This is a genomic window from Neochlamydia sp. AcF65 (assembly GCF_018342435.1).
GTDB lineage: Bacteria > Chlamydiota > Chlamydiia > Chlamydiales > Parachlamydiaceae > Neochlamydia.
In genome coordinates this window covers 1-14,636 of the sequence record NZ_JAEMUE010000028.1, presented here as the reverse complement: position 1 = coordinate 14,636, position 14,636 = coordinate 1, and the positions used below count along the sequence as shown (strand labels likewise).

Genomic DNA, 14,636 nt, shown 5'->3' with positions numbered 1-14,636 from the left:
AAGTCTCCTCGAAATAGATATTCTTTAGCTGTGTTTTAACAAACGGCTCGATATATTTCACTACAAATGAAGATATGATCGAAGGCCTTAATTGGTAACGACCTTAGGTAGGTTGAGTAGGTTGCGCTTGAGAAGGAGATATATTCTGATCAGATTCAACCTTTAATTGTCCCAGCGATTCAATAAATTCAAAATGTTTTTTCTCCACAGGAGTGATTGATAAGCGGGAACCTTTCTCTAAGATCTTTAGCCCTTCAAGCTGAGGGTATTTTCTTAAATCAGCTAGAGCTATAACTTGGGAAAATTTCTTTACAAACTCTACTTCTACCATCATCCAAATAGGATGATCGGGGGTAGCTTGGGGATCATAATAAGGGCTATCTTTATCCCAGGCGGTAAAATCGGCATGGGCTTCACGGCATATTCGACAAATACCTACTATACCTGAAGGCTTTGCATTTGAATGATAGAAAAGCACCAAATCACCCTCTTTCATCCTATCACGCATAAAATTGCGAGCTTGGAAATTTCGTACGCCCTCCCATTCTGAAAATCCTTCGCGTTGTAAATCATCGATAGAAAAAACCGAAGGCTCGGTTTTCATTAGCCAATATTGAGTGTTAGAAACCATATGTCCCACCATGACGTAATTTCAAATGATCAAGATAATTTTGTAGGATAATGATAGCCGCAACATTGTCAACAGATTTAGCACGTTTCTTGCGATTTAGCTTTCCTTCTTTCATCGTGCGTTCAGCTTGAACAGATGTAAGCCGTTCATCCCAAGAAACTACAGGAATAGAGAGTAAATTTTTTAACAGGCTTATAAAATATTGACTCTCATCTGCCAGGTAACCTCTTTTTCCATTCATTAAAAGAGGTAGCCCTATAACTAGCTCAAGTAGAGTATAATGGTTAGCTTTTTGATGCTCTTCTAAAAGTAAAACCAGCTTTTTAGCAGTATCGCTTGTTTTTTTTTCACAGCCAAGTGTCATAAAAGGTAGTGCAATCGTCTTAGTCTCATCGGAAACAGCGATGCCTATGCGTGCTAATCCATAGTCTAAAGCTGCGATGCGAGTGATCGAAGGCTTTTCTACTTGGAGGTCGCTCATTTTTTGGCCTGATAATCAATCATGGCTTGCACAAAAGATTTAAATAGTGGATGCGCTTGGGTAGGTTTAGATTTAAACTCGGGATGGAATTGTACACCTACCATCCAAGGATGGTCTTTAATTTCAGCAATTTCACATAATGAGGCAGATTCCAGCGTGCCAGAAATAATAAAACCAGCTTCCTCCATCTGCTCTTTATATTTATTATTAAACTCGTAACGATGGCGATGTCTTTCGGAAATTTTGTCTTTTTTATAGGCCTGATAAGCTTTCGATCCTGGCTTCAAACAACAGTTATAAGCTCCCAGTCGCATCGTACCGCCCATATCTTGCGCGACTTTTTGTTCACTTAACAAAGAGATCACAGGATTTTTTGTAAAGGGATCTACTTCGGTTGTATTAGCATCTTCCAGCTTAACTACATGCTTTGCAAATTCTACGGCCATCACTTGCATGCCAAGGCAAATGCCAAAATAAGGGATTTTACGCTCGCGACAATATTTTGCCGAAAAGATTTTTCCCATCCAGCCTCTTTCTCCAAAGCCTCCTGGAACCAGATAACCATCGCATCCTTTAATTATATTTTCTAGATCCACTCCTTCTTCTGCTAATTTATCAGCTTCATAACATTTGATTTCTAGCTTATAACCTAAAGAAATAGCCCCATGGTGCAAGGATTCAAAAACCGATTTATAGGCATCTTGATGTTGTACATATTTACCAATGACTCCTACCGTAATCGTTCCCTTAGGATGATGGATAGTATCAAGGATTTTCTGCCAATCCGCCAAGTCGACAGGTCTATTAGGCAAATGAAGCATTTCACAAATCATTGAGTCGAGATTTTGCTCATGTAGCTTCAAAGGAACTTCATAAATGCTCGATTCAACATCTGCTTCGTCGATGACTGCTCGGCGGCTAACATTACAAAAAAGACTTAATTTATCTTTAACTTCTTCGGGTAAAGGATTTTCGCAACGACAAATAATAATATCGGCAAAAATACCAATTTCTCTTAAAACTTGTACAGAATGTTGGGAGGGCTTGGTTTTAACTTCTCCTGCTGCTTTTAAGTAAGGAACATAAGTGAGGTGGATATTTAGGCATTTGCCTTTATTTTCATTATGGAATTGACGGATAGCTTCTAAAAAAGGCAGCGATTCGATGTCGCCTACTGTTCCTCCTATTTCCACTAAGACAACATCAATATTTTCTTCTTGCTTAGTACAGATATGAATACGTTGCTTAATTTCATCGGTGATATGAGGGATAACCTGCACTGTTTTTCCTAGATAATCTCCCTGTCTTTCTCGACGAATTACACTATTATAAATCTGCCCTGAAGTTGCATTGGAAGCCTGCGATAAAGGGGAGTTGGTATAGCGGTAATAATGTCCCAGGTCAAGATCAGTTTCCGCTCCATCATCGGTTACATATACCTCGCCGTGCTGATAGGGACTCATCGTACCGGGATCTACATTTAAGTAAGGATCAAATTTAAGTAAGGCAATTTTGAGCCCTTTTTTTTCAAGCAGCATTGCAATAGAGGCAGCCGTCAACCCTTTGCCAAGAGATGAACACACTCCGCCTGTTATGAACAAATATTTTGTTTGCATAATAATAGTGACTCTATTTTTTTTATATCTTCGGGATGGTCAACGCTAAGGCTTGCACTTTCGACTATCGCAGTTTTTATCTTATATCCATGCTCTAAAACTTTAAGTTGCTCAAGGTCTTCTGCTAGTTGTAGGGGAGTAGTCCCTAACTTACCATAGGTGAATAAGAATTCTCGACGAAATCCATAGATTCCAATATGTTTAAAGTAGGCCATGCGAGGATCAAATTTTGCGGAGGGATTACTAGGGATCAAAGAGCGGCTAAAGTAAAGAGCATTTCCCTGCAGATCTAAGCAGCATTTAACAACAAAGGGATTTAAAGCCTCAGCTTCTGAATGAATTTTCGTAACAGCTGTCGACATCACATTATGGGGATCTTGAAGCAGCAGCTGCACCACTTCATGAATGATGGAAGGTTCTAAGCAAGGTTCATCTCCCTGTATATTCACTACTATAGCAACTTCTTTAAAGAGAGGGTTAGCTTGTACGGCCTCTATTAAACGATCTGAGCCGGTGGGACAGCTAGAAGAAGTCATAACAACTTTACCTCCAAAGCTTTCTACATGCTCAAAAATACGATTATCATCTGTCGCCACAAAAACTTCATCTAAAGAAAGGCATTTTTTAGTATTTTCGTAGGTTCTTTGGATGAGTGATTTGCCTAAAATACTTGCTAAAGGTTTTCCGGGAAAGCGCGTGCTCCCGTAACGTGCGGGTATAACGCCGATAATTTTCGGTGATTTTGTTTCCGACATCTCTTCTCTTAAAATTTATAAAAAAGCAGTTTATTCCATTGGATCCATAAATTCAAGAGTTATTCGAAAGGGATGTTACTACCTGCAAACTGCTGCTGTTTACACGAAGAAAACTAAAGTGGATTACAGCTTCTTTTTGATAGGGGAGGGAAAAAACTTATGGAGCCACAGCCATAGAAGGCCGCTAGATGATAATTTCATAGCTTTTGCAAGTTAATAGCGCTTAAAGGTAAATTTTCCTGCATCTCTGTGGTCTTCTTATCGTATTTAGCAAGTAATTCTTCAAAATAAGGAACTAGAGGGTTTCTATAAATACTCACTACCTCTTTTTCTACGACGGGAAAAATATCGGCTACATTCTTTAAAGTAATTGTATTAACATCGCGAGCAGGCTGGTAATAAATCTCTCCGTCAGAATGATAGTCTGTCGTTGAAAGAATTTTATAGTAAATTAAGATTTTGATAATTTCTGCTAACTTGATCTTGGCTACTCCAAGCTTATCTGAAAGCTGATGAATAGTATAAGGAGAATTACCTTCACAAAAATTACGCATGCAGCTGTAAATAATCATAAGAGCTAGCACACGTCGACAAGCTAGGGTTTGAAGGGTACCTTTACGCGTAGGCGCATAATTCCATGCCATAATCTCTGCTTGGTAGGCCAATTCAGCTCCAGCTAAAATGATCATCCAACTTAAATTTAACCATATTAAAAATAAAGGTAAAGCCGCGAAACTTCCATAAATAGCCCCGTAGCTAGAAAGTTTTAACTGTATATTAATATAAAATGTTTGGATAAGTTGATAGGCTGTTCCTCCTACAAGTACGCCAAGCATTCCATATCTGAATGAAATCTTTCGATTAGGCAAAAAGAAATATAAGAAAGTAAATAGCATCCAAGTTATCAAAAAAGGAAAAAAATGAATAAATAGATATTCAAAGAAAACAGCTTTTCCAGAAATTTCTACAAAATGGGTTTTTAGATAAATAGTTAGGCTACTTGAAACGACAAAAAATAAGGGACATATAATAATGGCTGCAATATAGTCGGTAACTTTCCTTATCCAGGAGCGCGCACGAGGAATTTTCCAGATATCATTTAAAGCTTCTTCCACATTCCCAAAGATATTATAAACAGTCCATAAAAGTAATATCACTCCCACGCCAGCAATCAAGGTACTACTCGTTTCTTCCAAAAGGCTATACGCAAAGTCAATTGTATAGCTAGCAATATCGGGCTGCTTGCTAAGTTGTTCTTTGATAACTTCTTCTAAAAAGGGGGCAAAGCCGAAACCTCTTGCAAGTCCAAGAATTACGGCAAATACGGGAACAATAGACATTAAAGTAAAGTATGTTAATGCTGCTGCACGTGCGTTGCAGTCATCTTCATAAAAACTTTTAACTGTATGACAAAATAGTTTCCATATTCTTTTCATAGCTGCAGATTATATCAAACTTAAAACTTATGCAAGCACTAGCTAGTAATAACTTAAGCAAGAAAAGGATGGCTTAGCCTTTTAGTTGGTACTAAGTAGCAATATAAAACTAATATCTACACCTTGCAAGTGGCTCAACATTTTTAGGCGAGGATTTCTCTCTAGTTCTTGTATTCGTTCAGAAATTATTTTTCTAATATTGTTGGGATTATTTTAAGCCGCTTTCCTACACTAGACGCCCATTCGATCGTATACGTAGCTTTTGTCATCGTGGCTTTAGCCTAATCGTTTTTTCATCTCTTTCAAAGAAATAGTACCCTTTACTTCAATCTCTTTTAAAGCTTTTTTTGCTTCATGAATATCTTGAGCAACCTCTCGGGCTTCCAAAGTTTCTAAATCCTCAATCGGCACTACCGCTACTCGTTTCTTGTGATTGGTAAGAAGGATACGTTTTTTATGGTAATTGACCCCTCTGAAAATCTCTCCTAACTCTTTTCTTGCTTGAGTAGCTGAAATGCTTCCTATGTTCTTCATATTACCTCTCCTTTCACTCTTCACGTATAACATACCGAATATATAAAAATAAACTTATATACTCCGATAAAATATTTTATAGGCATGTAATCATTCCTCTAAACAGTTTGAAAATAGCACTTGAAAGAATCTTCGATTTCTCTTTTTAAGAAATATGAAAGGAGAGCACTAAAGTGAGCAAGTGGATAAGAGCACAAATACACATGTGCCAGGCAATAGAACTTCTTATTTGCCAAATGAAAAATGAGGAAATCTTAAGTAAAAGCTATTTTAAAGATCATTTAGGAGGCGTTTTTAAAGCCATCTTGTCATGAATATATCATAATTATAGAAGCTTAGAAATTTGAGGACTATAAAAACCTTTGTCTACAATTTTTAGAAGCCGCAGGGCTGCATAGTTTGAAACGCGATTTCCAGATTACCAAGATTGAACTGTCTTTACGCTTACATTTAATACTTTTGCAAAAATTCCTTGAGAATAATGCTTTTTCTCTCTGATTCTCTTAATGTCAATAGCCTTATATTCATTTGGAGGCTCTGGGATTACGATAAGATCTGATTTAAGCGTAATCTTTCTTTCTGAAAATGCTAAAGCTTCTTCAAGCCCTTCAAATAACTTACTCATTTTTAATCCTTTTTTTGATTGCTTTAGCTATTTGTTTTAACTCCAATTTTTCTTCTTGAGATAAGTTTTCTTGCTCATTTTTGGAATGAATGAATAACAAGAACAGGATCTCTCATTTTCTCTATTTAGATAGCATACTCTAAATCCGTTCATTTTCTCCTTTAAAAGCTGATTTTAAATGAGTTTTCCTTATTCCCTAGTTTCAGTAATTACGTCTCCTTGTTCTGGATTGTCAGCTAAGCTTTTCTTTAAAATTTCCAAAATCTTCCTTTTTTAGCTTTTTTTTCTTTATGTGCCTCGTAATCCCTTCTCCGAATAATTTTTGTCTGCACAATATGTTTTTTCGTAATTTAACAAAGCCCTCCGAATAAGCTGTTTCTATTACTGCTCATTCTATAACTTTAAAAAACATGATTTATTAGGAAGATTTTGCAGCCATAGGACTATTGGGTAAGATTCCCGAATATTCTTTATAACCAAAAACATTGACTCGCGCATTCTTCCTAGCCAGAGGCTTTGGTTTCACAACAATATCAATATCTTGCCCGAGTAAATTTAAGAAATGCATTAAGCGTTCTATGGAGAAACCTGCCAGCTTTCGATGCAACAATGCAGATACTTTGGGTTGATTGATTTGCATAATTGTTGCAGCTTTCTGCTGGGTAAGCTTTCTTTTTTTTATGATATTGTCAATTTCCCATGCCAATTCGGCTTTAGTGAGTTCTTCTTCTGCGTTAGCAATTCCAATATCTGCAAAAATATTGTCACTACTAATTTCAAATTCACTTCCTTCTATCTCTCGTTGTTTTTTTTTAGTGACCATGTTAGTTAACCTCTTAATTTAAGCGTGTCAAGCCACTCTTTATATTTTTGATGCGCAGTCCTCAATCTTTGCTCAACTAGATCAATCTCTTGCTTTGGAGTTTTAATGCCCGTCTTTGATTTTTTTGAAAAGCATGAAGAATAATAACAGTTTTTTCCATTTGAACCGTATACACTGTTCGATAGCTACCTCGGGCATCACTTTGGACGATTTCAACCACAAAACCACCCACAAATCCCTTAAGAGGTTTAGCGTCTCTATGTTTTTCACCTTTTTGAGCAATGTATAAAGCATGGCCCATCTCGTTCCTCACTCTATCAGGAAATTCCATAAAGTCTTTTTTGCTAGATCCCATCCAAATAATCGTTTTTTTTTGATCCATTATCTCTCCATATAAAAATTATCCCAAAATTGGGATAACTCCTCAAGAGGAATCTAACAGCCAATCATAAAAAAGATTTAAATTTTCTCTATAATCATCCTAAGTATTTAGCAAAAATGTTTTTTTATCTCTCATCCACTGGAGGATAAGCTTCCTCTCTTCTTTGCTTGCTAACTATACAATCCATTATTAAAAGTTTCTTTTTTACATGCCAGGAATCCATCTGTTGTTTTAGGTCCATAACGTCGTGCACTATGCATTCGGCACGCAATAAATGGGAATTAGTAAAAGTTGGGCATGTTGAGAAAATGCTAAACGTGTCAAATGTCCTAATTTTTAATGCTAACAATCTAAGCTCACGGCAAAAAAACGCAACTATTCATGTTTAAAGCAGCTTTAGCCATCAGTTAATTATAAAAAGTAAGTTTTTCGGCTTTATCTATCGCTCTATCCTTTAGGAATATGTGACAGATTGACACTCTCCAACAGTCAAAAGCGTAGGTTTCATAATTAACTGGTGGCTAAAGCCGCCTTAAACCTGAATAACTACAAAAAAACTTGCATGAAACTAAAATTTTAACTATTTTTCTGTGAGTGAATAAATCAAAGAAAGGGAGCGAATTATTCGCCTCTTTCCCGGTTGTTTAAGGCCCATTTTTTCTATAAAATAGTATTAAATTAACCAAAGAGTTCGTTATGTCTATATCTATTCAACGAGATTTTCCTGAAATCCAACGGTTTCAACAACTAGGGGGCGTCGATTGGGAAACCCTTAAAAAACAATATGTTACGACTTTACGTCCAGAGAAGGGAGCTCAGGAGCAAGCCGCTCAAAAGATGCAAGACCACATAGAGGACCGCGACATAGTCGACTATGCCAGTTACCGAGAAGCAATTTTAAGAATATTCCCTCCTTCTTATTTTAATTTAGACGCAGAAATAGCAGGCAAGATATCGAAAACGCCTACTGATAAGTATACTTTTACAGCGAAATGGTATGAATTTGTAGTCACAAAAAAAACAATTCATGCACCTACAGATTTAGAAAAGCCGCAAAAGTGCAAGATTGCTATTAAAGCGCCTGGTAGTCGCAAATTAACCTCTGATATTGATACTTCTATTCTGACTACCTTTATAGGAGAAAACTCTTTTTTTGAACGTGCAGAAGCAAGAGTTAAAAAAGAAGGGTACGAGCTTGAAGGTCGCATTACCAATGCTATTATTGATGGTTTTTATAGCATTTCGGAAGAACTATTTGATATGACCTCTGCTTCCCAGCGAGATTCTAATGCTTATACAGATACCATAGCCAAAGATAAAGAAATCTATCCAAAATTTCTTCATGATGAAGAAAATAATCCCTCAATTCAAGGTACGAGGCTTTTTTCTGAAGAAGAATTTACCAAAATATTTAAAGAATATAAATATCAAAAACATGTTCAAGAAATGGCGGCTAGTTTATTTTCCCTGCAAGCTAGCTTGGAGCAAGAGGAATGGCAAACATTTAAAGATCTTGTTAAAAGAAGGTTAAGCAAAATCATTAAGTCAGAATTGCCTAAAGATGCCCAAGAAACCCACATCCCACTCTGCCAGCAGGATTATGATACCATTTTCCAAGGGGTAGAAAATATACGCAGCCACCATTTAGCCAAACTTAATGCTAAAATAGGGGAGCTAAGACAATTAGATCCTCTACCAGTACGTGCACAAGACATTACAATTGCAGCTCTTAACAGGCTTTATGTTGAACATTTAGAACAATGCACAGATTGCTACGAACAAATCCTAGCTTTAAAGAGTAAAAGAAAGCCTTTAATAGATGAATTAGAGAGAAAAAAACAAGCATTAGATAAAGAATTGGCCGCCTTAAAAAAATTAGGTGATAGCAGTGATGATCCAGATATCCAAGAGATCATTGAAAAAAAGCAAAAGAACTGCGCTTTATTAGAAAAGAAGTGCCAAGAATTAAGAGATTCACTACGTCAAAACATTATAAAAACAGCCCAGCTGCAAACAGAGCATCAAGGTTATCAAATCCTAGCAAGCACATTTGCTAATGAAGCTTATGTTTGCCGCTCAGCTGTGTATCATGTCGTAAATGGACAAAGTGGTGCCACAAGCCTTCCTATCTCACAACAAACTTTACTAGGCTCAGCTCTGCAGCAAGTAGGATTTAAACTTTTACATAGTAAAGAATTAACGCATAAAAGTTATTCTCCTGAAGAGGTCGCTTATTATACAGCCAAGTATGGACAGCGGCTTTTTAACCTTGTTTTTAGTGGACGCAATGCAGAACTTGAGGATGATATCATAAAACCTTTAGCCAAAGGTAAAAAACGAGAAGATTTACCTGAATTTACCTATCTTAAATCTGAACGGATAAAAAACAATGCTTATAGCACTTTTAAACGAGAAGAGTTAGCTCTCCTAAATGATCAAGCAAAAATCATCCAGCGTATTAAAATGGACTCTGCTATTTTAGATGCTGAAAAGCCTAGAAAAACGCTTGAATTAATACAAAAATTATATCCTTTTTCTACCGAAGAGGAAAAAACGCGTTATTTTGAACAGGAGAAAGAGCTTTATTTATCGATTAGCGCTAAATTAATCGGCCTGGTTTGCGCTTCTAGATTAGAGCAAAAAGGGTATCTATGGGGAAAAAATCTGCTGATCCCTTTGCAAAATACAACTGAGGAAAAACAGCTGGAAGGCCAGGTTTCTGTTATTTCCTCTCCAGTCCCTTTACAGCCTCCCGAGCCTTTGGAAACGACCGGTGGAGGGAGTGCTATAGATGAATATCATCAGCTAAGTCCACATGCAAGAAACTTGGTGATGGGCACGAATGGAGGAAAAGCAAGAGTAAACCACATGACTCAGCAATCTTATTCTCAATCTGCAGTTGTAGCTAATCCTTCTGAAGAAACAGCTCGAATGCTAGCCGCAGGGGTATTTGGAAACAACCCAAAGTAAGCAGCTCATCAGAACAAAGCTCTGCTGATGGGTTAGATTGTTGTGAGCACAGTCTTAATGCCTTGCAAACTAAGCCTGGGCTTTTCAATGTCCAGGCTGTTGGTAGAGGAATCCATTTAGAACAAAATGCAACGCTGCTTATACACTCTAACCCTATTATTCAATATCATCCATTGCAGCCCTTATCTCAGGCAACCCTAAATCCACAAAGTCTCTCTAACTCTCTTCGAAGCCTTTACTTTTCTCAAAAAACCCTTTCTATTTTTAGGATTAAAGTAGAACAAGAGTGGGAATTTAAGGTTCATTTAGAAGAGATTTATGTACGTTTAGGGATAATTGAGAGTAAAGAAAGAATAAAACGCGACCAAGCACTTGATAAGCACTCCGATTACCTACAAGATGGCTGCATTCCCACCTTTGAGACCATCTATAAGCTTAAAAAGAATATTGAGATCGAGCATCTTTTTAAACATGAAAGCTTTAAAAATAAGAGCGCTAAAAGAACTTACATCCAAGGTGCAGCCGGAATTGGTAAGAGCACATTATGCCACTACATTGCCTATCGCTGGGCCAAAGAGGAGCTTTGGCAAAGCCTCTTTTCCTACCTTTTTTGGATTCCCTTAAGAAATCTTACCTTAAGAAAATATCCTGCCGATAAAGAGTATACTCCCGCTGATCTTATTGCTAGGGAATATGCAGGCAAAATTGATTCGAGGGCAATTGAGGCTTGTATAAATGATGCCACTTTGCGAGAGAAAACTCTTCTTGTTTTAGATGGTTATGATGAACTTTCTGCAGAAGCTCAAGGAAACACCAGCCTGGCTACAGCCTTTAAGGAGCTAAAAGAGTTATTCCCTCATATTTTAATTACCTCAAGACCTGGAAGTTGCTCTTTTAACCGTTCTTGTGAGCTAGAGCTTTTAGGCTTTGATAAAGAAGGGGTCGAGCGTTATATCGATAAATTTTTCAAACAAGTTCAAGCAGAAGAAAAAAAACAAAAACTTTACCACTTATTACAAAGCTCTCCCCAGGTCTTAAGTCTTGCGCAAATTCCCATTAACTTGACTCTTCTTTGCTGCCTTTTTAACGAAGATCCCGAGGTTTTTGATTCTGATCAATCCATTACAATGACGGCTATTTATGAACGGATTGTTAATTGGATGTATAAATGGTTTCTTTTTAGAAGAATTGACCAGGGCCATTCCAATCAAACCAAGGAGAAAATTCTTGCAGAGAAAAATCTTCGCCGCAATCAAGAAGTTGCCAAAATAGCCAAAGCTTTTGAAGAAATGGCTGATTTTGCTATGAAGAAAAATACTCTTTATCTAGAGGAGAATGAAATTGATCACTTTAGAGGTAAGGCGATCACTTCCAATGAGCTTACCGATTGTGGACTTATCCGCATTCCAGAAGAAAAAGGCTATTTTATCCACTTAACCTTTCAAGAATTTTTAACGGCTTCAAAGATTGCTAATCAGTATCTGCGAGGAAAAAATCGGCAAGCATGCCAAGATTTTATGCGTAATTATAAGTTTGAGCCCCGTTATAGCCTAGTTTTGCGCATGATTGCTGGCTATCTTTCTTTGTCTACTTCACGTAATCGGCTTTATTTAGATTTAAATCCGCTACAATCTTTTTTTGATGATCTCTTTGCTGAGCCTCACGATCTAGCTATCAGGAGCGAACTCAATTTGATTGCAGAGTGCTTTGAAGAATGCCAAAAACCCGCTCAGGTAAGACAGTACGAGGGCTTTATTGAGCTTGTAAAAGACTGTATTACACATCTTTCCTCATTAGATTTAAATTTTGAGGGATTGCTCAGAAATAAAAATCTATTTAATCATCCTAAAATAACGTGTACTATCGAAACGTTTTTATCCCAACCTAATACCATAGAAAATATGCTAAAAATCTTACTAAAAATCACAAGTACAGGGCAATGGTTACCTGCAGAAATAGTAAGATTGATTCTTAAGATTATTGATGACCCTGATAAAGAAGAAGATGATGATGTCAGACGCTGTGCTACTTATGTCCTAGGAGATGTGATACGGCAAGGAGGCGAGATCGCTAAGGAGATGTTAGACATCCTCATCCAACTTCTCAAGGAGGGTGATTCTAATATTATCAGTTCTGCTGCCTATGTTCTAGCACAAGTGGCAGAGCAAGGAGGCGAGATTGGTAGTGAAGCGCTAGATGCTCTCATTCAAATTCTTAAAGAGAACGATTTTAAAGCCAAATATTATGCTGCCTATCCCCTACGAGCAGCAGCAAAGCAAGGAGGCGAGTTTCCTAAAGAAGCGCTAGATGCTCTCATTCAAATCCTTAAAGAAGGCAATTCTTATGCCAAACGCTATGCTGTCGATGTTCTAAGAGAATTGCTGGAGCAAGGAGCCAAGATTCCTAAAGAAGCGTTAGATGCTCTCATTCAAATTCTTAAAAAAGACAATCCTAGATCCAAACGCTATGCTGCCTATGTCTTAAAAGCAGCGGCAGAGCAAGAAGCAAAGCTTCCTAAAGAAGCGATAGATGCTCTCATCCAAATTCTTAAAGAGAGCGATTCTAACGCTAAAAGTTGCGCTGCCGATGCTCTAGCGATTATTGCTAAGCAAGGAGCAAAGCTCCCTAAAGAAGCACTAGATGCTCTCATCCAAATTCTTAAAGAGAGCGATTCTAACGCTAAAAGTTGCGCTGCCAATGCTCTAGCATTTATAACAAAGCAAGGAAGCGAGGTTCTTGATGGAATGCTACATACTCATATCCAAATTCTTAAAGAAAACGATGCTAAAGCCCAACACTCTGCTGCGGATGTTCTAAGAGAGTTGTTAGAGCAGGAAGTAAAGCTTCCTAAAGCAGCGTTAGATGCTCTCATTCAAATTCTTAAAGAGAACCCTTCTAACGCCAAACGCTATGCTGCCGATGTCTTAAAGGCAGCGGCAGAGCAAGGAGCAAAACTCCCTGAAGAAGCACCAGATGTTCTCATCCAAATCCTCAAAGAGGGCGATCTTGATACTATACGCTCCGCTACCCACACCTTAGTAGTAGTAGCAAAGCAAGGAGGCGGGTTTCTTAAAAAAGCGTTCGATGCTCTCATCCAAATTCTTAAAGAAAACGATTCTTATGCCAAAGGCCATGTTGCCTATGTCTTAGGAGAAGTGGCAGAGCAAGGAGCAAAGCTTCCTGAAGAAGCATTAGATGCTCTCATCCAAATTCTTAAAGAGAGCGATTCTAACGCTAAAAGTTGCGCTGCCAATGCTCTAGCGATTATTGCTAAGCAAGGAGCAAAGCTTCCTGAAGAAGCACTAGATGCTCTCATCCAAATTCTTACAGAGAGTGATCCTGAAGCCAAAGGCTATGCTACATATGTCTTAAAGGCAGTGGCAGAGCAAGGAGCAAAGCTTCCTGAAGAAGCACTAGATGCTCTCATCCAAATTCTTAAAGAGAGTGATCCTGAAGCCAAAGGCTATGCTGCATGTGTCTTAAAGGCAGTGGCAGAGCAAGGAGCAAAGCTCCCTAAAGAAGCACTAGATGCTCTCATCCAAATTCTTAAAGAGAGCGATTCTAACGATAAAGAATGTGCTGTCGTTGCTCTAGGAGCTATGGTGAAGCAAGGAGTAAGGCTTCCTGAAAAAGCGATAGATGTTCTCATCCAAATTCTTAAAGGGAATAATTTTATTATCAAAGATCATACTGCCTATGTCTTAGGAGCAGTAGCAAAGCAAGGAGGCAAGCTTCCTAAAGAAGCGCTAGATGCTCTCATCCAAATTCTCAAAGAGGGCTGGGAATTCAATGATGGCTATGCCGCTTATGCTCTAGGAGCCATAGTAGAGCAAGGAAACGAAATTGCTAATAAAGCGCTAGAAGCTCTTATTCAAATTTTCGAAGAGGGTGACCCGTATGCAAAAATGCCTGCTATCGAGGTCCTAAAAAAAGTAGACAAAAATGCTTTATTAAAAAAGAGAATCAAAGGATTGACCTTAATTGCTAAGATTTGTTTCTTTACTGGGAATAGCTTATCAGTTAAAGGCCAGATACTTCAAATTTCTGATAAAAGGATAGCTTGCTTTTCCAAGCGTAAACTAAAGCTTACTTACGATGAATTAATAAAAAAGCTACCCGAAGAGCTTGCTTTATGGCGGAAAAGATTAGATAGCTTTAGCCAAACTAAAATTTATAAATAAGTTACAAATCAAGTTTGAGTTTCAAAAGGATTGTTGCTCCTAATCTTAAAATATTGGCACAAAAGCAAAGCTTCTCAAAATGATACAGAGCTTTCTATATTAACCCACATTCCGCAAGTTAATTTCCATTAGCATATAATTTCTGAAAAGGAGGGCCTAAAACCTGCAAAATATGCCTCATATTAGGAGTTAAATTAAGGAT

Annotated in this window: 11 protein-coding genes; 2 read left to right on the top strand and 9 right to left on the bottom strand. The window is 37.7% G+C overall.

The window, feature by feature from the left end; all coding sequences use genetic code 11:
* Positions 1-103: 103 nt before the first annotated feature.
* The 9 genes from NEOC65_RS02545 to NEOC65_RS02505 form a co-directional block, all read right to left on the bottom strand.
* A complete protein-coding gene (locus tag NEOC65_RS02545) occupies positions 104-631 on the bottom strand; it encodes an EVE domain-containing protein (protein WP_213155608.1) in 528 nt (175 codons plus the stop codon).
* Positions 621-1,112, bottom strand: coding sequence for a Holliday junction resolvase RuvX (gene ruvX, locus NEOC65_RS02540; RefSeq protein ID WP_213155607.1), 492 nt, complete (start codon positions 1,110-1,112; stop codon positions 621-623). Before ruvX ends, NEOC65_RS02545 begins: the two co-directional genes overlap by 11 nt.
* Positions 1,109-2,728, bottom strand: a complete 1,620-nt coding sequence (gene pyrG / locus NEOC65_RS02535; protein WP_213155606.1) for a CTP synthase — start codon at positions 2,726-2,728, stop codon at positions 1,109-1,111. The genes ruvX and pyrG overlap by 4 nt, the downstream gene beginning before the upstream one ends.
* Positions 2,704-3,483 (bottom strand): 3-deoxy-manno-octulosonate cytidylyltransferase, encoded by a 780-nt coding sequence (gene kdsB / locus NEOC65_RS02530; RefSeq protein WP_213155605.1) that lies wholly within the window; start codon positions 3,481-3,483, stop codon positions 2,704-2,706. Before kdsB ends, pyrG begins: the two co-directional genes overlap by 25 nt.
* A gap of 197 nt (positions 3,484-3,680) precedes the next feature.
* Complete coding sequence (locus NEOC65_RS02525) at positions 3,681-4,919, bottom strand: YihY/virulence factor BrkB family protein (RefSeq protein WP_213155604.1); 1,239 nt, start codon at positions 4,917-4,919, stop codon at positions 3,681-3,683.
* Between the two features lie 276 nt (positions 4,920-5,195).
* Positions 5,196-5,453: a type II toxin-antitoxin system prevent-host-death family antitoxin gene (locus NEOC65_RS02520; protein WP_213155603.1), complete on the bottom strand. Its 258-nt coding sequence runs from the start codon at positions 5,451-5,453 to the stop codon at positions 5,196-5,198.
* Between the two features lie 418 nt (positions 5,454-5,871).
* A complete protein-coding gene (locus NEOC65_RS02515) occupies positions 5,872-6,078 on the bottom strand; it encodes a helix-turn-helix domain-containing protein (protein WP_249298988.1) in 207 nt (68 codons plus the stop codon).
* Between the two features lie 418 nt (positions 6,079-6,496).
* Positions 6,497-6,901 carry a helix-turn-helix domain-containing protein gene (locus tag NEOC65_RS02510; protein WP_213155602.1) on the bottom strand — a complete coding sequence of 135 codons (405 nt, stop codon included), beginning with the start codon at positions 6,899-6,901 and terminating at the stop codon, positions 6,497-6,499.
* A 76-nt stretch (positions 6,902-6,977) separates the two neighbouring features.
* Complete coding sequence (locus tag NEOC65_RS02505) at positions 6,978-7,283, bottom strand: type II toxin-antitoxin system RelE/ParE family toxin (protein ID WP_213155601.1); 306 nt, start codon at positions 7,281-7,283, stop codon at positions 6,978-6,980.
* 696 nt (positions 7,284-7,979) lie between these two features.
* Between NEOC65_RS02505 and NEOC65_RS02500 the strand changes: the two genes are divergently transcribed.
* Together NEOC65_RS02500 and NEOC65_RS02495 are read left to right on the top strand one after the other, a co-directional pair.
* The gene (locus NEOC65_RS02500; RefSeq protein WP_213155600.1) at positions 7,980-10,253 is read left to right on the top strand and encodes a hypothetical protein; all 2,274 of its coding nucleotides are present in this window, start codon (positions 7,980-7,982) and stop codon (positions 10,251-10,253) included.
* A gap of 62 nt (positions 10,254-10,315) precedes the next feature.
* Positions 10,316-14,434 (top strand): HEAT repeat domain-containing protein, encoded by a 4,119-nt coding sequence (locus tag NEOC65_RS02495; RefSeq protein ID WP_213155599.1) that lies wholly within the window; start codon positions 10,316-10,318, stop codon positions 14,432-14,434.
* Positions 14,435-14,636 lie beyond the last annotated feature (202 nt).

Excerpts from the sequence above, each read along its gene's own strand:
- NEOC65_RS02525 (WP_213155604.1), bottom strand. The coding sequence starts at position 4,919 with ATGAAAAGAATATGGAAACTATTTTGTCATACAGTTAAAAGTTTTTAT.
- NEOC65_RS02520 (WP_213155603.1), bottom strand. The coding sequence starts at position 5,453 with ATGAAGAACATAGGAAGCATTTCAGCTACTCAAGCAAGAAAAGAGTTA.
- NEOC65_RS02505 (WP_213155601.1), bottom strand. The coding sequence starts at position 7,283 with ATGGATCAAAAAAAAACGATTATTTGGATGGGATCTAGCAAAAAAGAC.
- NEOC65_RS02500 (WP_213155600.1), top strand. The coding sequence starts at position 7,980 with ATGTCTATATCTATTCAACGAGATTTTCCTGAAATCCAACGGTTTCAA.
- kdsB (WP_213155605.1), bottom strand. The coding sequence starts at position 3,483 with ATGTCGGAAACAAAATCACCGAAAATTATCGGCGTTATACCCGCACGT.
- ruvX (WP_213155607.1), bottom strand. The coding sequence starts at position 1,112 with ATGAGCGACCTCCAAGTAGAAAAGCCTTCGATCACTCGCATCGCAGCT.
- NEOC65_RS02510 (WP_213155602.1), bottom strand. The coding sequence starts at position 6,901 with ATGGTCACTAAAAAAAAACAACGAGAGATAGAAGGAAGTGAATTTGAA.
- NEOC65_RS02545 (WP_213155608.1), bottom strand. The coding sequence starts at position 631 with ATGGTTTCTAACACTCAATATTGGCTAATGAAAACCGAGCCTTCGGTT.
- NEOC65_RS02515 (WP_249298988.1), bottom strand. The coding sequence starts at position 6,078 with ATGAGTAAGTTATTTGAAGGGCTTGAAGAAGCTTTAGCATTTTCAGAA.
- pyrG (WP_213155606.1), bottom strand. The coding sequence starts at position 2,728 with ATGCAAACAAAATATTTGTTCATAACAGGCGGAGTGTGTTCATCTCTT.